Consider the following 19855-nt stretch of genomic DNA (forward strand, 5'->3'; position numbering starts at 1 on the left):
CCCGGAGGGAGTCACATCGCCAGGGCCGTGCCGACCACCGGGTCCCCTGCGACGGCGGTGCCCCGTCAGTGACCGCGTGCGTTGAGGGAGGCGAGATAGGCGTTGTAGGCCTCGAGTTCCTTGTCGCCGTCCCGGTCCGCGGCCCGGTCCTGGCGCTTGGCCTGCCGCTGCTCGGAGCCGTACCACTGGAAGAGCAGCGCGAGCAGGACGAGGACGGAGGGGATCTCGCTGAACGCCCAGGCGATCCCGCCGGCGGCGGTCTGGTCGGCGAGCGCGTCGATACCGAGGGAGGCCGACGGGTTCTTGTACGACTCGACCATCGGCCCCGAGGCCATCATCAGCGCGATGCCGAAGAAGGCGTGGAACGGCATCCCCGCGAACAGCTCCAGCATCCGCATCAGATAGCCAGGGCGGTGCGGGCCCGGGTCCACGCCCATGATCGGCCAGAAGAAGAACAGGCCGACGGCGAAGAAGTGGCACATCATCACGATGTGGCCCGTGGTGGAGCCCATCAGGAAGTCGAAGATGGGGGAGAAGTACAGCGCGTAGAGGCTCGCGATGAACATCGGGATGGTGAACGCCGGGTGGGTGACGACACGCATGTACCGGCTGTGCAGGAACATCAGCAGCAGTTCGCGCGGCCCCTTGGCGCCGCGTCTGGCGGCCACCGGCAGCGCGCGCAGCGCCAGCGTGATCGGCGCCCCGAGCAGGATGAGGATCGGGGTGAGCATGCTCATCACCATGTGCTGGACCATGTGCACGCTGAACATGGCCATGCCGTAGTCGTTCAGCCTGGTGCACATGACGAGCATCACCGTCAGCACGCCGGCCACGAAGGAGGCCGTACGGCCCCAGGACCACGCGTCGCCGCGCCGTACGAGCCGCACGACACCCCAGCCGTACAGCCCGAGTCCGAGCAGAGAGGCGACGAGGAAGAACGGGTCCGGGGACCATTCGAGCCCGCGCGCCAGCGTGAACGGCGGCAGGTCCATGGTCATGCCGTGCCCGCTGTGATCCATCCGCCGGCTCCTGTTTCTGGTGGTACCTCCCAGGCCCTTTTAAGGCACTGGGGGAGGTTGTGCGCTGTCTGTCCGCACCAGAGTAGAACCGCCCCCGGCCGCGACTGCGACCGGGGGCGGTTCCGACGGAGTACGGCTCAGAGCACGCACTCCGCCTCGGCGTAGCGCTCGTCCGGGACCGTCTTCAGGGTCTCGACGGCCTCCGCGAGCGAGACCATCACGATGTCGGTCCCGCGCAGGGCGGTCATCATCCCGAACTCGCCCCGGTGCACGGCTTCCACGGCGTGCCACCCGAACCGGGTCGCGAGGACGCGGTCGTACGCCGTCGGCGTGCCGCCGCGCTGTACGTGCCCGAGGATGACCGGCCGGGCCTCCTTGCCGAGCCGTTCCTCCAACTCGATGGAGAGCTGCCGGGCGATGCCCGCGAAGCGCTCGTGGCCGTAGATGTCCTTGCCGCCCTCGTCGTAGCGCATCGAACCCTCGCGGGGCTTGGCGCCCTCGGCGGCGACGACGATGGCGAACCGCTTGCCCGCCTCGAACCGCTCGCCGACCCGCGCGGCCAGCTCCTCGATGTCGAAGGGCCGCTCCGGTACGACGATGGCGTGGGCGCCCGCCGCCATGCCGGAGTGCAGGGCGATCCAGCCGGTGTGGCGGCCCATGACCTCCACGATCAGCACGCGCTGGTGGGACTCGGCGGTGGTCTTCAGCCGGTCGAGGGCCTCGGTCGCGACCCCGACGGCCGTGTCGAAGCCGAACGTGACGTCCGTGACCGCGATGTCGTTGTCGATGGTCTTCGGGACGCCGACGATCGGCAGACCGCCGTCGGAGAGCAGGCGGGCCGCCTTCAGCGTGCCCTCGCCGCCGATCGGGATGATCGCGTCGAGCCCGAGGTCCGCGACATGGCCCTTGGCCCGTTCCACACCGTCACGCAGATGCGCGGGCTGGACCCGGGAGGAGCCGAGCATGGTTCCGCCGCGAGCGAGGATGCCGCTCACCGCGTCGAGGTCGAGCTTGAGGTAGTCGCACTCCAGAAGACCCTTCCAGCCGTCCCGGAAGCCGATGACCTCGTCGCCGTGGTCGACGACGGCGCGGTGCACGACCGACCGGATGACGGCGTTCAGGCCGGGGCAGTCGCCGCCGGACGTGAGGACACCAATGCGCATAGCCCGAAATACCTTCTCAACGTGGTCCGGGGACCGGACCACGTTGTCCGGCGAGGATCCCCGTCACCATACCGGCGGGAGGGGGCCGCGCCGTACCGTGCGTCCGCCTGCTGGACGCCCCCGCTCACCTGTGCGGATGCGGTTTCAGACGGGCCCCGGGCGGGGCCGAACAGGCCCGTTTCGCGATGCGGAATCGGTTCGTCGCCGTAAACGCGAAGAGGAACCGTTCCTCCTTGAGAAACGGTTCCTCTGACCCGCCGGGGCGGGGCGGTCCTACGCGGGCTGCTGGGCGGAGGCGATGCGCTCGGAGCGCAGTGCCTCGTACCAGCGGTCGTCGATGGGCGGCAGGGCGTTGACGTCGAGGGCCAGCTTCAGCAGCAGGTCCGCGATCTGCGGGTTGCGGGCGAGGACGGGCCCGTGCATGTACGTGCCGAACACGGTGTCGTTGTACGCGCCCTCGGTGCCGTCACCCGTGCCGTTGCCCTTGCCCAGCCGCACGTTCGCGAACGGGCGGGCGCTGGGGCCGAGGTGGGTGACGCCCTGGTGGTTCTCGAAGCCGGTCAGCTGGGGCAGGCCGAGCCGCGGGTCGATGTCCCCGAGGACGTCGCCGACGCACCGCTCGCCCTCACCGCGCACCGAGACCACGTCGAGCAGGCCGAGGCCCGGCTCGCGCTGGCCGAGGTCGTTGATGAACTCGTGCCCGAGGATCTGGTAGCCGGCGCAGACGGAGAACACGATCGCGCCGTTGCCGACCGCGCGCTCAAGACCGCCGTCGCGGCGCAGCCGCTCCGCTGCGAGCCGCTGCGGACGGTCCTCGCCGCCCCCGATGAGGTAGATGTCGCCGGAGGTGGGGATCGGCTGGTCGCTGCGCACGTCGACACGGGCCACGTCGAGGCCGCGCTGACGTGCCCGGCGCTCCACGACCAGGGCGTTGCCCTGGTCGCCGTAGGTGCTCAGCAGGTCCGGATAGATCCACACCAGACGCAGGCTGTTGTCACTCATTCTCTTCGTCCTCCGTGGCTCAGTTGCCGACACGACGCCTCAAGTCCTGGAAAGCGGTGTAGTTCGCGATGACCTCGATGCGTCCGGGCGGTGCCTGCTGCACGGCCTGGTCGAGGTTCTCGCAGACCTGGAACTGCTGGTTGGCGACTTCGAGGCGTACGGCGAGGTCCAGCTTGCGGTCGCCGAGAACGAAGATCGGGTGCCCGCTCAGACGGGTGTAGTCGACGTCCCACAGCCAGGAGGTGTCGGTACCGTCGGCGCCGCGCGCGTTCACCGACAGGATGACCGGGGTCGGCGGCGGGTCGATCAGGGAGAAGGTCTCCAGCCAGCCCGCGGGGTTCTTGGCGAGCAGCAGACGCAGGTCGCGCTGCATGAACTGGACCACGTCGTAGCGTCCGGCCACCGCCTGCACCTGGTACATGCGCTCCAGGGCGACCTGCGGCGGCACCCCGAAGACGGCGGCCACGGCGGCCGACGAGGCCGCGTTGGCCTTGTTGGCGCGGCCCGGCAGCTGGAGGTGGATCGGCCACGCGGAACCGTGCGGGTCGAGGACGTGGTCCCCGGACAGGGCCCAGGTCGGCGTCGGACGGCGGAAGCCGCAGTCCCCGCAGAACCAGTCGTCTCCGGGGCGCTGCATCACACCGCCGCAGGACGGGCAGGACCAGGCGTCCTCCTTCCACATCTGACCGGCCGCCACCCAGACGACGTTCGGCGAGGAGGACGCGGCCCAGACCACCAGCGGGTCGTCCGCGTTGGCGATCACGACGGCCTTGGAACCGGCCAGCCCCTCGCGCCAGTGCTCGGCCATCATCCGCGTCTCGGCGGCGCGGTCGAGCTGGTCGCGCGAGAGGTTCAGCAGCGCGATGCACTTCGGGTCGGTGTCGCGGGCCACACCGGCGAGGTACTTCTCGTCGACCTCGATGACCGCGAACTTGGCGTCCGAGCCCCCGGCCAGCGCCGAGGTGATGCCCGCGGGCATGTTGGCGCCGAGTGCGTTGGACACGACCGGGCCCGCGGCGCGCAGCGCCTCGGCGATCAGCCGGGTCGTCGTGGTCTTGCCGTTGGTCGCCGACACCAGGATCACGTCCAGGTGCGTGGCGAGCCTCGCCAGCAGGTCGGGGTCGAGCTTGAGCGCCACCCGGCCGCCGATCACCGATCCGCTGCCGCGTCCGGCGGCCCGCGAGACGGCAGCCGCCGCCTTGCCCGCCGTCACGGCCAGCTTGGCCCGCGGCGACAGCGGGTCCGAGTTGCCTGACATCGTTTCTCGATCCTCCTTGCGTACGCGCCGCGCCCCTGCCCCCGGCACATGTGGGGCTCAGCCTATCGAGATCCACTCACGGGCCCGAATCGCGGCACCACCTCGGTGCCGGCGCGACCTGCGCGCGCCTACCAGGACCGTACCCTTGCCGCCATGCGACACGGATCCATCCCGGGCACCCATGGGCGCGTCCGGCCCCTCATCCTGCTCGGTGACCCCCTCCTGCGTACAGCCTGCGAGGACGTCACCGAATTCGGCCCTCAACTCGCGGAGCTCGTCGAGGACATGTTCGCGACGATGTACGCGGCCGAGGGCGTCGGCCTGGCCGCGAACCAGATCGGCGTCGGCCTGAGGGTCTTCGTGTACGACTGCCCGGACGATGACGATGTCCGTCATGTCGGACATGTGGTGAATCCTCGTCTGGTCGAGGCGGACGGTGTGGTCCTGCGCGGACCTGAGGGCTGCCTCTCGCTGCCGGGCCTGGAGGCCGGTACCGAGCGGTTCGACCACGCGGTCGTCGAGGGTCGTACGGTCACCGGCGAGCCGGTCACCGTGCACGGCACCGGCTGGTTCGCGCGGTGCCTCCAGCACGAGTGCGACCATCTCGGCGGCGGGGTGTACGCGGACCGGCTCACCGGATGGCGCCGGCGCCGTCTGCTGCGCCAGGTGGCACGGGCCTCCTGGAGCGGCTGACGGGCCTTCGGTGCCGGTGGCGGTCTCCGGCCAGCGGGCCGCGCCTTCTGCCAGGGTGTCCGCGTGAGGCCCGGTCAGAATCCCGGTCCGCCTACGCGGTCGCCCGCCGCGGCGAGGCGCCCCCAGAGCAGGTCGGCCAGGCTCCGCACCAACTCGGCTCGCGTGCAAGGGCGTTCGCCGAGCCACCAGTCCCCGGCGGCGTGCATCATGCCGACGATGCCGTGGCCCCACACCCGCGCCAGCTGCTGGCTGCCCGGTCCGAGGTCCACCCGTTCCTCGATGACCTCGGCCAGCTCCTCGCCCATGCGGCGCAGGACGGGCGCGGAGTACTTGCCGACGTCGAACCCGGGGTCGCCCGGCTGGCCGCCCTCCGCCGGGTGCATCAGGAACCGGTACACCTGCGGTCGTGCCTCGATGGCGGCCAAGTAGGTGTCGAGCGTGGCCTCCACGCGCTCACGTCGTTCGGCCGGGGCGTCCAGTGCCGCCCGCAGCGCTTCGAGGAGTGCGTCCGTGTGGCGCTTGGCGAGTGCGGCGTAGAGGCCGCCCTTGTCGCCGAAGTGGCGGTACAGGATGGGCTTCGTGATGCCGGCCTCGGCGGCGATGGCGTTCATGGAGGCCCCGGGGCCGTCGCGGAGCACCACTCTGTCGGCGGCTTCCAGCAGTTCGCGCCGGCGGCGGTCGGCGGACCTCTGCTGATCGGTCCGCTGTGTGGTGTCCATGTGCTCTCCCCACCCGTGGTGATTCGGTGACGCCTGCGCAAACTAACACTGATCGTCGTATGGGTATCGAACGGGATGCCGAGCCGAGCCCGGGAGTTGACTTTTCCTACTAGCCAGTAACACACTCCAGTTACCGCAAGTAACAGTTTAGTGCAGCGCTGGAGGGGACATGGCCGAGTTCACCATGGAGCTCAACGACGAACAGAAGGAGGTCCGGGACTGGCTGCACGGCTTCGCCGCCGATGTGATCCGCCCCGCGGCCGCCGAATGGGACGAGCGCGAAGAGACTCCCTGGCCGGTCATCCAGGAAGCCGCCAAGGTCGGCATCTACTCCCTGGACTTCTACGCCCAGCAGTACTTCGACGCCACCGGCCTCGGCATACCCATGGCGATGGAGGAGCTGTTCTGGGGCGACGCGGGCATCGCGCTGTCCATCGTCGGCACCGGTCTCGCCGCCGTGGGCGTCCTCGCCAACGGCACCGAGGAGCAGATCGGCACCTGGATCCCCCAGATGTACGGCGATGCCAACGATGTCAAGGTCGCCGCCTTCTGCTCCTCCGAGCCCGACGCCGGCTCCGACGTCGCCTCGATGCGCACGCGTGCCGTCTACGACGAGGCCAAGGACGAGTGGGTCCTGAACGGCACGAAGACCTGGGCGACCAACGGCGGCATCGCCAACGTCCACGTCGTCGTCGCGGTCGTCGACGCGGAACTCGGCTCCAAGGGCCACGCCTCCTTCATCGTGCCGCCGAACACGCCCGGCCTGTCGCAGGGCCAGAAGTTCAAGAAGCACGGCATCCGCGCCTCGCACACCGCCGAGGTCGTCCTGGAGAACGTCCGCATCCCCGGTTCCTGCCTGCTCGGCGGCAAGCAGAAGCTCGACGAGCGCCTCGCCCGTGCCCGCGAGCGCGCCAGGGCGGGCGGCGGCGAGCGCGTGAAGAACGCCGCGATGGCCACGTTCGAGGCGTCCCGTCCGGCCGTCGGCGCCATGGCGGTCGGCACCGCGCGGGCCGCGTACGAGGTGGCCCTCGACTACGCGAAGACGCGTGAGCAGTTCGGCCGCCCGATCATCGACAACCAGGGCGTGGCCTTCCAGCTCGCCGACATGCGCACCTCGATCGACGCGGCGCGGCTGCTGGTGTGGCGGGCGTCCTGGATGGCGGTCAACGGCAAGCAGTTCACGGCGGCCGAGGGCTCGATGTCCAAGCTGTTCGCCAGCGAGACGGCGAAGAAGGTCACCGGCCAGGCCATCCAGATCCTGGGCGGCAACGGGTACACGCGCGAATACCCGGTGGAGCGGATGCACCGCGACGCGGCCATCTACACGATCTTCGAGGGCACCAGCGAGATCCAGCGCCTGGTGATCGCCCGCACCCTCTCCGGGATGCCGATCCGCTGACGCTCCGGGCACGGCCGGACGCGTTCCGCGCACCCATGACGGGACGCCGGTGACCACCGGCGTCCCGGGGCGCCCCGGGACGCCGAGTCTCACGCCGGGCACGCGCGCGGGGTACGAGGGCGGGCGCGGCAGCCGCGCCCTCGCGCACCACCGTCACCCCACCGGACCTGGGACTTCGCGTCGCAGCGCCGGGAAACGGCGGTGACCGTGCACTCTGGTCGCGGGGGCTCGGAGTCAGCCGGACCGAAGGAGCGCGTGATGACGCGGACGGCCAGGGAACTGCTGGAGGGCGTCACCGGGAAACTCGCCCCCGACCCCCACGGCAACCGGCTGCTGCCCCTGATCGCCCGGGGTGCCGCCCAGCCAGGCACGCTCGCGGCCCTCGCCCTGGAACAGCGTCACGTGATCGCCGCGGACCACCGCGCGTTCGTCCATCTGGCGCAACGCTCGGCCGCCGGTACGAAGACGTCGGCAGCGGACCCGGCGACCGCGGCGTTCTTCGAACTGCTCGCCGAGGGCGAGGTGGTGGCCGGGGACCGGCTCGGCGCGTTCGCCGCCGCGGTGGGAGCCGACGAGGCGCGAGCGGCGGAGTACGAACCGCTCGCCGACTGCCAAGCCTATCCCGCCTACGTCGCCTGGCTCGCCCTGAACGGGGAGCCGGCCGACGTGGTCATCGCGCTCGGCGCCAACTTCGCCGCGTGGGGCGGCTACTGCGAGACCATCACCGAGGCCCTGCGCTCCCACTACGGCTTCGACGACGAGACCTGCGGCTTCTTCGACTTCTTCGCCGAGCCCGCGCCGGACCTGGAGAACCGGGCGCTGGCCGCCGTGCAGGCGGGCCTCGACGCCGACCGGATCACGCTGGACGACGTCCTGCGCCACGGCCGGCTGCTCCAGGCCTACGAGGCGAAGTTCTGGCACGCGCTGTGGGAACTGGACCAGCGGGTCGTCTGAGCCGGCCCCGCCCGGCGGTGGGCGGGACCGCGAGGAGCCCGCCCCACCGTCCGGCGGAGACCGTCGTCGTCGCCGGACGGTTCAGCGTCCGGTCGGCCCGCTGCTGTGCGCGATGCAGGCCACGTCGATCCGGTCGGCCAGCTTGGCCAGTTCGATCGTGAGCGCGGCCACCGTGTCCTCGTCGAGGCCGTCCTGGCCGGCCTCCACCAGATGCAGCCACCGGCCGCCCACCGTACGCAGCAGCTTGCTGACGTCGGCGGCCGACACCTGCAACGTCCCGCGGTCGTCGACGATCAGAGGGAGGGTCACTTCGCGGTTCACACCAGGGATCGTAGCTGCGGAACGCTCACGCTCCGTGCCATACGGTGGTGATGTTGCAGAACTCGCGGATTCCGTGCCCCGACAGTTCACGCCCGTAGCCGGACCGCTTTTCCCCGCCGAAGGGGAAAGCCGGGTGGGAGGCCGTCATCCCGTTGACGAACACCCCGCCCGCCTCCAGATCACGGACGAACCGCTCCACCTCGGCCTCGTCACGGGTCCATACGTTCGAGCTCAGCCCGAACGGGGTGTCGTTGGCGAGCGCCACCGCCTCGTCCAGGTCCTCGACCCGGTACAGCGTGGCGACCGGTCCGAACGTCTCCTCCAGGTGGATGCGCATGTCGGGTGTGATGTCGGTGAGCACGGTCGGCGTGTAGTACCAGCCGGCGCCGAAACCGTCGGGGCGTTCGCCGCCGCACAGCACCGTCGCGCCGTTCTCGACCGCGTCGTCCACGAGTTCCTCGAGGTCGGCGCGGCCCTGGTCGGTGGCGAGCGGCCCGATCTCGGTGTCCTCCTCCAGCGGGTCGCCGACCTTGAGGGCCCGCATGCCGGCCGTGAACCGCTCCGCGAAGGCGTCGAAGACGTCGGCGTGCACGATGAACCGCTTGGCGGCGATGCATGACTGCCCGTTGTTCTGGGCCCGCGCCGTCACGGCGAGTGTCGCGGCGCGTTCCACGTCGGCGGACGGCATCACGACGTAGGGGTCGCTGCCGCCCAGCTCGAGCACCGTCTTCTTGACCTCGTCCCCGGCGACCGAGGCGACCGCCCGCCCGGCCGGTTCGCTGCCGGTGAGGGTGGCGGCCTTGACCCGCGGGTCGCGCAGGACGCCCTCGACCGCCCCCGACCCGATCAGCAGCGTCTGGAAGCAGCCCTCGGGGAAGCCCGCGCGCCGGAACAGGTCCTCCAGGTACAGGGCTGTCTGGGGCACGTTCGAGGCGTGCTTGAGCAGCCCCACGTTGCCCGCCATCAGCGCGGGCGCGGCGAAGCGCACCACCTGCCAGAGCGGGAAGTTCCACGGCATCACCGCGAGCACGGGGCCGAGCGGCCGGTAGCGCGCGAGGACCCGGGAGGCCCCGGAGTCCGCGGCGTCGGCCGGGGCGGCCGGTTCGTCGCTGAGTAGATCCTCGGCGTGGTCGGCGTACCAGCGCATCGCCTTGGCGCACTTGGCGGCCTCGGCCCTGGCCTGCTTGACCGGCTTGCCCATCTCGGTGGTCATCACCCGGCCGATGTCCCGCACGTCCTCGTCCAGGAGGTCGGCGGCGCGGTGCATGAGCCGCGCCCGCTCGGCGAACGAGGTGGTGCGATACGTACGGAACGTGGCGTCGGCGGTCGCGAGCCTGCGCTCGATCTCCTCGGCGCCGAGGGCGTCGTACGTCTTGAGCGTCTCGCCGCTCGCCGGGTTCACCGTCGCGATGGGCATGGCCGACCTCCTGAAAGCTGACTGTTCCCCGACCCTCCCGCGCGGCGCGGCGCGGCGCAACGCGGGCGGCGGGGGCCGGCCGAGTGAGCCGGCGCTCCTGGCCGAACGCCGGCTCTCAGGACGAGTGCTCCGCCAGCCGGTCGAGAAACACGGTCTGCGCCGTCACGAGCAGCGTCCGGGCCCGCTCCGGGGTCATCCACTCCACCCGGTCCAGTTCGGGGAACTCCTGGCGCTGGCCCGATCTCGGCGGCCACTCCATCGTGAACGTGCCGGGGACCATGGCCGCGGGGTCGAGATCCGCCTCGATCGCCCAGGCCGTGACCACCTTGCCGTTCGTCTGGGTGACCTCCCCGAGCGCGACCGCCTCCCCGTCGGGCGGCGGCAGCCCGAGCTCCTCCCGGAACTCGCGGCGGGCGGCGTCCCAGGCCGTCTCGTCGGGCTCGTACTCGCCCTTGGGAAGGGTCCAGGCCCCGGCGTCGCGCCGCGCGAAGTACGGACCTCCCATATGGCCGACCAATACCTCCACGCCCTGGTCGGTGTGCCGGAACAACAGCAGTCCGGCGCTCCTCCTTCCGTGCTGCGTCGCGCTCATCGCGTCACCTCCGGGTGGGCGGCCAGCAGCGTGTCGACGGTGTCGGCCTCGGCCGCGGGTTTGTCCTCGCGATAGCGCACGACCCGGGCGAAGCGGAGGGTGACGCCGGCCGGGTAGCGCGTGGACCGCTGGAGACCGTCGTACGCGATCTCGACGACGAGCTCGGGCCGTACGGTCACCACGTGCCCGTCGTCCGTGACGGCCAGTTCCCGCAGCCGTTCGGTCTGCCAGGCGAGCATCGCGTCGGTCATGCCCTTGAACGTCTTGCCGAGCATGGCGAAGGAGCCGTCGCCGGTGCGGGCGCCCAGGTGCAGGTTGGAGAGCTTGCCGGTGCGCCGCCCATGGCCCCACTCGGCCGCCAGGACCACCAGGTCGAGCGTGTGTACGGGCTTGACCTTGAGCCAGGCGGCACCGCGCCGGCCCGCGCTGTACGGGGCGTCGAGGGCCTTCACCACGACGCCCTCGTGCCCCCGGGCCAGCGTGTCGGTGAGGAACGTCTCGGCCCGCCCGGCGTCCTCCGGCCCCGGCACGAGCGTCCGCCGGACCCGCATCGGCTCGGGCACCAGCCGCGCCAGCTCCGCGTGCCGCTCGGTGAACGGCAGATCCAGCAGGTCACGCCCGTCGACGGACAGCGCGTCGAAGAAGACGGGGGAGACGGGCACGCTCTCCGCGGCCGCCGCCACGTCCACGCGCGACCCCACCCGGGCGGCCGTCTCCTGGAAGGAGCGAGGCCGGCCCCGGTCGTCCAGCGCGACCACCTCGCCGTCCAGGATGAACCGCTCGCCCCGCAACTCCCTTGCCGCAAAAGTCAGTTCGGGCAGCCGGTCGGTGATGTCGTCGAGGGTCCGGGTGTAGACACGGACCTCCTCGCCGTCCCGGTGCAGCTGCACCCGGATGCCGTCGAGCTTCTCCTCGACCGCGCAGGCGCCGAGCTTGCCGACCGCCTCGGAGACGGAGGACGCGGTGTGCGCCAGCATCGGCAGGACCGGGCGGCCGACGGTGAGCCGGAAGCCGCCCAGGGCTTCGGGCCCGTCCGCCAGGAGGGCCCGTGCCACCGCCCGCAGCGAGCCCGCCAGCATCACCGCCCGCCGTACGTCCCTGGCGGGCGCTCCGGTCGCCTCGGCGAGCCCCTCGACCGCGAGCGCGTCCAGCGCGCCCTGGCGCACCTCGCCGGTGAGCAGCCCGAACAGGAATCGCTGCTCCTCCTCGGTGGCCGCCGCCATCAACTCGCCCACCTGACGCGCCCGTTCGGCCTGCGAACCGGTGCCGGAGACCTCGCCGAGCGCGGTGATCCGGGCGTCGACCTCGCGCACGGTGAGGGTCGGTCCGGCGGCGGGGGTGACCGGTGTGCTCAGCACCTTCCAGCCGACGCCGATGCGGCCCTGCGGCAGACGGCCCGCCAGGTACGGGATCACGATCGGCGCGTCGTCCGCCTCGGCGTCCCGGAACAGCCCCGCGAGCAGCGCGGTCTTCTGGGACCGCGCCGAGGTGGCGGCGACCTCCTGGGACACTCGGGCGAGCCGGCTCAGCAGCATGCAGCCATCGTGCAACGCGAGCGCCCGTTTCACACCCGTACGGGACCCTCGGACATGCTCCGCCAGGCGCACGGGACGGGGCACGCCCCGGCACGCGTGCGGGACCCGGGGACATGCCCGGCACGCGTGCGGGACCCGGGGACATGCCCGGCACGGGTAAGGGATCCGGGGACATGCCCGTCACGGGTAAGGGATCCGAGGCGCGCCCCGGCACGCGTGCGGGATCCTGGGGCATACCCCGGGCGACGTGTTCCCCCGGCGACGTGTGTTTCAGCCCTGTCCGCCCTGTCCGCGCTCGATCGCCGCGTCGAGGTCGGCGAAGAGGAGTTCGCCGTTGAGCGTGGCCGCCGCGCGGTAGCCGCCGCTCGCCGCGTTCACCACCTGCTCCGCGAAACCGGCGGCGTTGCCGGCCGCCCAGACGCCGGGCACACTCGTCAGCCCGGTCGGGTCGAGGACCGGGTAGCTGCCGAACGGCGTCTCCCGCAGTTCCGCGCCCAGCCCCTCCAGCAGGCCGGTCCGCGGCACCGGGCGCGGCGCCACGAACAGCACCGAGCGGTCGTACGTGGTCCCGTCCGCGAGCCGTACACCGGTGAGCCGGTCGTCCGCTACCACCAGCTCCGCGACCTCGCCCGGGACCACGGCGACACCCGCGGCCGCGAGCCGGCGCAGGTCCTCGTCGGACAGCTCGTCCTCGGCCACCAAGTGCAGGAACAGCGTGACGTCCTTCGACCACTGGCCGACCATCAGTGCCTGGTGCACGGCGAGCGGGGTGGTGGCCAGCACGCCGAAGGCCTCGTCGCGGACCTCCCAGCCGTGGCAGTACGGGCAGTGCAGCACATCGCGCCCGAAGCGCTCGGCGACGCCCGGCACCGGCGGCATCTCGTCGGCCAGCCCGGTCGTGACGATCAGCCGGCGCGCGTGGACGGTGCCCCCGGACCCGAGCGTGACCTCGAACTCCCCGGCGCCGTCCCGGACGACGTCCACCACCCGGCCCCGGAGGATCGTCACCCCGTACCGCTCGACCTCCCGCCGGCCCTCGGCGAGGAACTCGGCGGGCGGCATGCCGTCGCGGGTCAGATAGCCCTGCATGTGAGCGGCGGGCGCGTTGCGCGGCTCGCCCTCGTCGACGACGAGGGTCCGGCGCCGCGCCCGGCCGAGGACCAGGGCCGCGGAGAGCCCCGCCGTGCCGCCGCCCACGACGACCACCTCGTACGCCTCGGCCGATGTTCTGGTCAATGTCCCGGTCATGGTGACCACCTCCACGCAGAAGGTCGCCCGGAACCCGCCGGATTGACAAATGTCTTTGCCGATTCTGCAATGGAGGGATGAGTGACGCGGCCCGTGCGGGCGAGAGTGGCGGGCGCGAGGCGACGACGGGCGAGGTCCTCGCCGAGGTCGGTCCGAGGCTGCGGCGGATCAGGAAGGAGCGCGGGGCGACCCTGGCCGGGCTGTCCGAGGCGACCGGCATCTCGGTGAGCACGCTCTCGCGCCTGGAGTCGGGGCTGCGCAAGCCCAGCCTGGAACTGCTGCTGCCCATCGCGCGGGCCCATCAGGTCCCGCTGGACGAACTGGTCGGCGCCCCGCCGGTGGGTGACCCCCGGGTGCGCGCCGAGCCGATCGTGCGACACGGCCGCACGCACTGGCCGCTGACCCGCCAGCCCGGCGGACTCCAGGCCTACAAGGTGCTCGAACCCAAGCGGACGGCCGAGCCCGATCCGCGCACCCACGAGGGCTACGAATGGCTCTACGTGCTCTCCGGGCGGCTGCGGGTGGTCCTCGGCGAGCACGACGTCGTGCTCGAGGCCGGGGAGGCGGCGGAGTTCGACACCCGCGTCCCGCACTGGTTCGGGTCGACGGGGGAGGGGCCCGCGGAGTTCCTGAGCCTGTTCGGGCCGCAGGGCGAGCGGATGCACGTTCGGGCCCGGCCCAAGGCCCGGTCCAAGGAGCTGTGAGGGCGGACGGGGGCGTGGCGCTGAGCGCGGACGGTGGGGCGGCCCGGGCTGTGCGGGTGGCCCGGGTGGTGCGGGCGGACGGCGCGGCGGCCCGAGCGGTGCGGCCCGATCGGTGAGGGTGGACGGTGGGGCGGCCCGAGCGGTGGGGCGGGCGGTGGGGCGCCGGCGGCGGGCGTGGCGAAGACGACGGCCGCCCGCTGTTCCCAGGTGGGCAAGCGACCGCTTAGTATGCAAAGGACCCCGGTCAGCCGAAGCAGCCCCCTGGAGGCCCCGCATGCAGGCATGGCAAGTGCACCAGAACGGCGAGCCCGCAGAGGCGATGAGCCTCCATGAGGTGGACCGGCCGACGCCCGGTGACGGCCAGGTCCTGCTCAGGGTGCGCGCCGCGAACATCAACTTCCCGGACGCGCTGATGTGCCGCGGCCACTACCAGGTCAGGCCGCCGCTGCCGTTCACGCCCGGCGTCGAGATCTGCGGCGAGACCGAGGACGGGCGCCGGGTGATCGCCAACCCCGCGCTGCCGCACGGCGGCTTCGCCGAGTACGCGGTCGCCGACGCAGCCGCCCTGCTGTCGGCGCCCGAAGCCCTCGACGACGCCGAGGCCGCCGCCCTGCACATCGGCTACCAGACCGGCTGGTTCGGCCTGCACCGCCGGGCCCGCCTGGAGGCCGGCGAGACCCTGCTCGTCCACGCGGCCGCCGGAGGGGTCGGCAGCGCCGCCGTACAGCTCGGGAAGGCGGCGGGCGCGCGGGTCATCGGCGTCGTGGGCGGCGCCGACAAGGCCGCCGTGGCGCGCGAGCTGGGCTGCGACGTCGTCATCGACCGGCGCGCCGAGGACGTCATAGGCGCCGTCAAGGAGGCGACCGGCGGACGGGGCGCCGACGTGATCTACGACCCCGTCGGCGGCGACGCCTTCACCCAGTCCACGAAGGTCGTCGCCTTCGAGGGCCGGATCGTGGTCGTCGGCTTCGCGAGCGGCTCGATCCCGAGCCCCGCGCTGAACCACGCCCTCGTCAAGAACTACGCCATCCTCGGCCTGCACTGGGGCCTGTACAACACCAAGAACCCGAAGCTCGTCCTGCACTGCCACGAACAGCTCACCGAGCTGGCCGCGCGGGGCGCGATCAAGCCGCTGGTGAGCGAGCGGGTGCCGCTGAGCGAGGCCGCGGCCGCCGTGCAGCGGGTCGCCGACGGTGTCACCACCGGGCGGATCGCCGTGGTGCCCACCCTTCAGAACGGAGCCGCCGCATGACCGACGCAGCCGAACTGCGCCGCCGGACCCAGGAGTTGCTGGCCGCGCATCCGCCCGGGGAAACGGACCGGCTGGACTTCCTCGGGGCCCGCTTCGACGCCGGCCTCGCCTGGGTGCACTACCCCGAGGGCCTCGGCGGACTCGGCGCCCCGCGCCGCCTCCAGTCCGTCGTGGACGCCGAACTGGCAGCCGCGGGCGCGCCCGACAACGACCCGCGCCGGATCGGCATCGGCCTCGGCATGGCCGCGCCCACCATCCTCGGCTTCGGTACCGAGGAGCAGAAGCGGCGTTTCCTGCGGCCCCTGTGGATCGGCGAGGAGGTGTGGTGCCAGCTCTTCAGCGAGCCCGGCGCGGGTTCGGACCTCGCCGCGCTCGGCACCCGCGCGGTCCGCGCCGGTGGCGAGGGCGGTGAGTGGGTCGTCAACGGGCAGAAGGTGTGGACCTCCAGTGCCCACGTCGCCCGCTGGGCCATCCTCATCGCCCGCACCGACCCGGACCTGCCCAAGCACCGCGGCATCACGTACTTCATCTGCGACATGAGCGACCCGGGTGTCGACGTACGGCCGCTGCGCCAGATCACCGGCGAGGCCGAGTTCAACGAGGTCTTTCTCACCGACGTCCGCATCCCCGACGCGCACCGCCTCGGCGACGTCGGCGACGGCTGGCGGGTCGCGCAGACCACGCTGATGAACGAGCGCGTCTCCATCGGCGGCATGCGCATCCCGCGCGAGGGCGGCATGATCGGCCCGGTCTCGAAGACCTGGCGCGAGCGGCCCGAACTGCGCACCCACGACACGCACCAGCGGCTGCTGAGGCTGTGGGTCGAGTCCGAGGTCGCCCGGCTCTCCGGCGAACGGCTGCGCCAGCAGCTCGCCCAGGGCCAGCCCGGCCACGAGGGCTCCGGCATGAAGCTCGGCTTCGCCCGCCTGAACCAGGAGATCAGCGGCCTTGAGGTCGAACTCCTCGGCGAGGAAGGGCTGTTGTACGAGGACTGGACGATGCGGCGGCCGGAACTGGTCGACTTCACCGGCCGGGACGCCGGATACCGCTACCTGCGTTCCAAGGGCAACAGCATCGAGGGCGGGACCAGCGAGGTCCTGCTGAACATCGTCGCCGAACGCGTCCTCGGCCTGCCGTCCGAGCCGCGCACCGACAAGGACGTCGCATGGAAGGACCTCGCCCGATGAGCCAGGAGAGCACCGAGCCCGATCTGCTCTACACCGAGGAGGAGGAGGCGCTGCGCGCCGCCGTCCGCGACCTCCTCACCGACCGCTGCGCCGCGGCGGACGTCATCACCCGCGGCGAGTCGGGCACCCCGCACGACGCCGAGCTCTGGAAGGCCCTCTCGGAGGGCATGGGGCTCGCGGGCCTCCTGGTGCCCGAGGACCGGGGCGGCCAGGGCGCCACGCACCGCGAGGCCGCCGTGGTCCTGGAGGAACTGGGCCGCGCGGTCGCCCCGGTGCCGTATCTGACGAGCGCCGTGGTCGCGACCGAGGCGCTGCTGGCCTGCGAGGGACCCGTCGCGGACGAACTCCTCGCCGCGCTCGCCTCCGGCCGGACCGTGGGCGTCCTCGCCGTCGCGCTGAACGTCGGACCGGGCGCCGCCCACCAGCTCGTACGGCTGGAGAACGGTTCCCTGCATGGGGAGTTGACGGGCATCGCCGACGCCGTGGCCGCCGACGTCCTGCTGGTACCGGCCGAGGACGGCGGGCTGTACGCCGTCGCCGCGGACGCCGTGACGATCGTCCCGCAGGTCAGTCTCGACCAGACCAGGCCGCTCGCCCGGATCACCTTCGACGCGGCGCCCGCGCGGCTCCTGACCGAGGACGCGACGACGGCCGTACGACGTGCGCTGCGGGCCGGCGCCGGACTGCTCGCCTCCGAGCAACTCGGTCTCGCCGACTGGTCGTTGACGGAGACGGTCCGCTACCTCAAGGAACGCAAGCAGTTCAACCGGCCGGTCGGCGGGTTCCAGTCGCTCAAGCACCGGCTGGCCCAGGTGTGGCTGGAAGTCGTGGGCACCCGTGCCGCGGCCAGGAACGCCGCCGACACGCTGGCCACCGCCGGTGCGGACAGCGACCTGGCCGTCGCCGTCGCCCAGGCCTACGCGGCACCCGTCGCCGTCCACGCCGCGGAGGAGGCGCTCCAGCTGCACGGCGGCATCGGCATGACCTGGGAGCACCCGGCGCACCTCTACCTCAAGCGCGCCAAGGCCGACTCGATCGCCTACGGCACGGCGGGCGCGCACCGGGAGGCCCTGGCCGAACTGGTCGACCTGCAAGCACCCTGACACCGTCCCGCGAAGAGCCCGTCCCACCCGGGACGGGCTCTTCGCGTGCGCGGGACCAAGGGCCCGATGCCCACCCGGACACCCGATGACCCGGGCGGTCTCGAGGAGTTCCCGGGCGCTCACGAACGACGATGGAACTCCACCCGTTCGGGGGACACGTCAGCCGCCCGGACGATCCCTCCGCTACGCCACACTTACGGCCGAACGCCGCGAAGCGGACGTGGCGGAGGAGGTTGACGATGGCCATTTCCATCTCTGCGGTGCTGTTTCTCCTGGTGCTGGCGGTGATCTTCCTGCGCAACGGAGGACTGAAGATCTCCCACGCCCTGGTCTGCGCCCTGCTCGGGTTCCTGCTGGCCAGCACGAGCATGGCCCCGACCATCCACAGCGGCCTCACCGCGACGGCCGAGATCGTGGGCAGCCTGACGCCCTGACCGGCCGGTGCGTCACGGGCCCTCGAACACCCCGATGCCGTTGGGGACGGGACGCTCGGCGCCGCCGGTCGGATGGTTGAGGACACTGACGGCGTCCGCCCCCGCCCGCCGGGTGACCATCGTCGTGGATCCGCCGCCGTCCAGGCTGAAGGCGTCCTTGGACCCCAGCCCCTTCATGGCCCGGGTGACCTCGGCGATGGTGAGCCCGGCCCGGAACCGCGGAGCGCCGTCCAGGGCGAGCAGCTGCATCCGGCGACCGTGGTCGGAGAAGCCCACCGCGGTGCGTACGGCCGAGGTTCTGTCGTCAAGACCCGGCAGCGGCACCCCGTGGGTCATCATCGGATAGCCGCCGATCGCGAACCGGTAGGGCACCCGGGAGGACTTCGCGACCAGCCGGTGCCGTACCCCGACCCGCTCGCCCACGGAGAGCTTCCGCAGTTCCCGGGCGCCCGCCTCGCGGCCGACCAGCACGGTGGTGCCCCGGGCGATCGGGCCGCTTCCCGGAGCTCCGGCGGCGGCCACCACCCGCCCGTGGCGAAGCGTCACCTCGTAGGTGTCGGTGCTGCACGGCGCCGCCCGCTCCGTGTCCGTACCGCAGGTCGCCCGGACCCGTGAGGCGCCGCCCCAGTCCGCGGTGAACGCGCCGACCGAGCCGACCGGCAGCGCGTACTGGTTGAACCCGCCGAGCGGCCAGGTGCCGTCGTGGCTGCGGACCGACCCGTCGAGGGCCACGTCGTCCAGCCGGGCCCGGCGGTCGGTGCCCACACCGAACACATCCTCCGTGTTCGTGCCGGGCGGCAGAGCCGGTCCGAACCGCTGGCCGTCGGGGACCGCCCCCTTGAGGCCGCGGCCACTCGCGATCGCAGGCCCCACCGTCGCGCCCGTCGCCTCGACGCCCGGATGCTGGGTCTCGGTGATGTCGAAGAAGTCGCCGTTGACGCCGGCGACCGCGCCCCGGGAGTCGGCCATCTCGGACACGGGCGCCCTGGACGCCACGGCGCCGGGATAGAGGAGGTCCACTCGCACATGCGGATTGCGCAGATCGACGGTCAACACATGTGCGTGGGCCATACCTTTGGCCGCCGGGATGTCCAGCTGCGTATACGTGACGCCGGGCGCGACGCGGGTCGCGCTCTCCGCGCCGCTGGCCGGTACCGCCCCCGTAAGGGCCGCACCGGCCAGCGCCCCGCTTGCCGTGAAGACCGTCAGTGCCGTTCTGAACCGTCTGCCAAGACGCGTCACTGTGCCCCCTGATGTCTCGTCAACTCTGGCAGGACTCAGGGGAATTGCACCAGATACGGGGGCCCGCGCCGGTGGCTAGGCGCCGACGACGCGGGAACGGATCAGAAAACGCACTCCTTCGGGTGCTTCCAGGGAGAAGCCGCTGCCGCGGCCCGGGACGACGTCCACGATCAAGCGCGTATGACTCCACAGCTCGAACTGGCTCTTCGACATCCAGAAGGAGACCGGCTCCTCGACCCCCTCGATCTCCAGGTCGGCGAGCAGGATGTCCGAACCGCCGGTGCGGAACTCGCCCTCCAGGTAGCACATGGGCGCGCTGCCGTCGCAGCAGCCGCCCGACTGATGGAACATCAGCGGGCCGTGCAGCTCACGCAGCCGCCTCAGCAGTTCGGCGGCCGCGGGCGTCAGCTCCACGCGCGGGACGACGTCCATCGGTTTCCCCCTCGGGTGTCACGGCTGGAGCGGACCAGCCGACCATCCCGGACGTTGCGAGAGGGTTGCACACCCCGGACACGGAAGAGGCCGGCCCCCGGTGACGCCCGCGTGATGCGGGTCGTCACCGAGGGCCGGCCTCGGGAGTGTGTGACGGCGGCGGACGGGGTGTCAGCCGGGT

The 19855-nt window shown here is 72.1% G+C and carries 20 protein-coding genes; 8 read left to right on the forward strand and 12 right to left on the reverse strand.

Features of this window, described 5'->3' with window-relative positions:
* Window positions 1-65: 65 nt before the first annotated feature.
* The 4 genes from ABZV42_RS12775 to ABZV42_RS12790 form a co-directional block, all read right to left on the reverse strand.
* Window positions 66-1019: a cytochrome c oxidase assembly protein gene (locus ABZV42_RS12775; RefSeq protein ID WP_355977060.1), complete on the reverse strand. Its 954-nt coding sequence runs from the start codon at window positions 1017-1019 to the stop codon at window positions 66-68.
* 137 nt (window positions 1020-1156) lie between these two features.
* Window positions 1157-2182 (reverse strand): 6-phosphofructokinase, encoded by a 1026-nt coding sequence (locus ABZV42_RS12780; RefSeq protein ID WP_339127949.1) that lies wholly within the window; start codon window positions 2180-2182, stop codon window positions 1157-1159.
* 273 nt (window positions 2183-2455) lie between these two features.
* A complete protein-coding gene (locus ABZV42_RS12785) occupies window positions 2456-3184 on the reverse strand; it encodes a glutamine amidotransferase (RefSeq protein WP_355977062.1) in 729 nt (242 codons plus the stop codon).
* A 19-nt stretch (window positions 3185-3203) separates the two neighbouring features.
* The gene (locus tag ABZV42_RS12790; protein WP_355977064.1) at window positions 3204-4442 is read right to left on the reverse strand and encodes a MurT ligase domain-containing protein; all 1239 of its coding nucleotides are present in this window, start codon (window positions 4440-4442) and stop codon (window positions 3204-3206) included.
* Between the two features lie 153 nt (window positions 4443-4595).
* On the opposite strand from ABZV42_RS12790, the gene def reads away from it, so the two are divergent.
* A complete protein-coding gene (gene def / locus ABZV42_RS12795; RefSeq protein ID WP_355977066.1) occupies window positions 4596-5135 on the forward strand; it encodes a peptide deformylase in 540 nt (179 codons plus the stop codon).
* Between the two features lie 74 nt (window positions 5136-5209).
* Here the strand turns inward: def and ABZV42_RS12800 are convergent, their stop codons facing one another.
* A complete protein-coding gene (locus ABZV42_RS12800) occupies window positions 5210-5854 on the reverse strand; it encodes a TetR family transcriptional regulator (protein ID WP_328556921.1) in 645 nt (214 codons plus the stop codon).
* A gap of 169 nt (window positions 5855-6023) precedes the next feature.
* Here ABZV42_RS12800 and ABZV42_RS12805 point away from each other — a divergent pair, with 169 nt between their 5' ends.
* Together ABZV42_RS12805 and ABZV42_RS12810 are read left to right on the forward strand one after the other, a co-directional pair.
* A complete protein-coding gene (locus ABZV42_RS12805; RefSeq protein WP_355977068.1) occupies window positions 6024-7253 on the forward strand; it encodes an acyl-CoA dehydrogenase family protein in 1230 nt (409 codons plus the stop codon).
* Between the two features lie 258 nt (window positions 7254-7511).
* A complete protein-coding gene (locus ABZV42_RS12810) occupies window positions 7512-8207 on the forward strand; it encodes a transcriptional regulator (RefSeq protein WP_356051864.1) in 696 nt (231 codons plus the stop codon).
* An 81-nt stretch (window positions 8208-8288) separates the two neighbouring features.
* Here the strand turns inward: ABZV42_RS12810 and ABZV42_RS12815 are convergent, their stop codons facing one another.
* The 5 genes from ABZV42_RS12815 to ABZV42_RS12835 form a co-directional block, all read right to left on the reverse strand.
* Complete coding sequence (locus tag ABZV42_RS12815) at window positions 8289-8528, reverse strand: DUF6213 family protein (RefSeq protein WP_355977072.1); 240 nt, start codon at window positions 8526-8528, stop codon at window positions 8289-8291.
* Between the two features lie 25 nt (window positions 8529-8553).
* Complete coding sequence (locus tag ABZV42_RS12820; RefSeq protein WP_356051865.1) at window positions 8554-9945, reverse strand: NADP-dependent succinic semialdehyde dehydrogenase; 1392 nt, start codon at window positions 9943-9945, stop codon at window positions 8554-8556.
* 115 nt (window positions 9946-10060) lie between these two features.
* Window positions 10061-10537 carry an NUDIX domain-containing protein gene (locus ABZV42_RS12825; protein WP_356051866.1) on the reverse strand — a complete coding sequence of 159 codons (477 nt, stop codon included), beginning with the start codon at window positions 10535-10537 and terminating at the stop codon, window positions 10061-10063.
* Window positions 10534-12072 carry an ATP-dependent DNA ligase gene (locus ABZV42_RS12830; protein ID WP_356051867.1) on the reverse strand — a complete coding sequence of 513 codons (1539 nt, stop codon included), beginning with the start codon at window positions 12070-12072 and terminating at the stop codon, window positions 10534-10536. The genes ABZV42_RS12825 and ABZV42_RS12830 overlap by 4 nt, the downstream gene beginning before the upstream one ends.
* 270 nt (window positions 12073-12342) lie before the next feature.
* Window positions 12343-13320, reverse strand: a complete 978-nt coding sequence (locus tag ABZV42_RS12835; protein ID WP_355977081.1) for an NAD(P)/FAD-dependent oxidoreductase — start codon at window positions 13318-13320, stop codon at window positions 12343-12345.
* Between the two features lie 77 nt (window positions 13321-13397).
* On the opposite strand from ABZV42_RS12835, the gene ABZV42_RS12840 reads away from it, so the two are divergent.
* The 5 genes from ABZV42_RS12840 to ABZV42_RS12860 all read left to right on the forward strand — a co-directional run bounded on the left by ABZV42_RS12840 (window position 13398) and on the right by ABZV42_RS12860 (window position 18000).
* Complete coding sequence (locus ABZV42_RS12840) at window positions 13398-14024, forward strand: XRE family transcriptional regulator (RefSeq protein ID WP_355977083.1); 627 nt, start codon at window positions 13398-13400, stop codon at window positions 14022-14024.
* Between the two features lie 274 nt (window positions 14025-14298).
* The gene (locus ABZV42_RS12845; protein WP_356051868.1) at window positions 14299-15276 is read left to right on the forward strand and encodes an NADPH:quinone oxidoreductase family protein; all 978 of its coding nucleotides are present in this window, start codon (window positions 14299-14301) and stop codon (window positions 15274-15276) included.
* On the forward strand, window positions 15273-16463 hold the full coding sequence (locus tag ABZV42_RS12850; RefSeq protein ID WP_355977087.1) for an acyl-CoA dehydrogenase family protein: 1191 nt from the start codon (window positions 15273-15275) through the stop codon (window positions 16461-16463). Before ABZV42_RS12845 ends, ABZV42_RS12850 begins: the two co-directional genes overlap by 4 nt.
* Entirely contained in the window at window positions 16460-17566 is a 1107-nt protein-coding gene (locus ABZV42_RS12855) for an acyl-CoA dehydrogenase family protein (protein ID WP_356051869.1), read from the forward strand. The genes ABZV42_RS12850 and ABZV42_RS12855 overlap by 4 nt, the downstream gene beginning before the upstream one ends.
* 239 nt (window positions 17567-17805) lie before the next feature.
* Complete coding sequence (locus ABZV42_RS12860) at window positions 17806-18000, forward strand: hypothetical protein (RefSeq protein ID WP_355977090.1); 195 nt, start codon at window positions 17806-17808, stop codon at window positions 17998-18000.
* A gap of 12 nt (window positions 18001-18012) precedes the next feature.
* Here the strand turns inward: ABZV42_RS12860 and ABZV42_RS12865 are convergent, their stop codons facing one another.
* Window positions 18013-19242 (reverse strand): phosphodiester glycosidase family protein, encoded by a 1230-nt coding sequence (locus ABZV42_RS12865; protein ID WP_355977092.1) that lies wholly within the window; start codon window positions 19240-19242, stop codon window positions 18013-18015.
* A 75-nt stretch (window positions 19243-19317) separates the two neighbouring features.
* Window positions 19318-19674, reverse strand: coding sequence for a DUF779 domain-containing protein (locus ABZV42_RS12870; RefSeq protein ID WP_355977094.1), 357 nt, complete (start codon window positions 19672-19674; stop codon window positions 19318-19320).
* Between the last annotated feature and the right edge of the window lie 181 nt (window positions 19675-19855).

The sequence above is a fragment of the Streptomyces sp. NPDC005281 genome (assembly GCF_040607495.1).
Classification (GTDB): domain Bacteria; phylum Actinomycetota; class Actinomycetes; order Streptomycetales; family Streptomycetaceae; genus Streptomyces.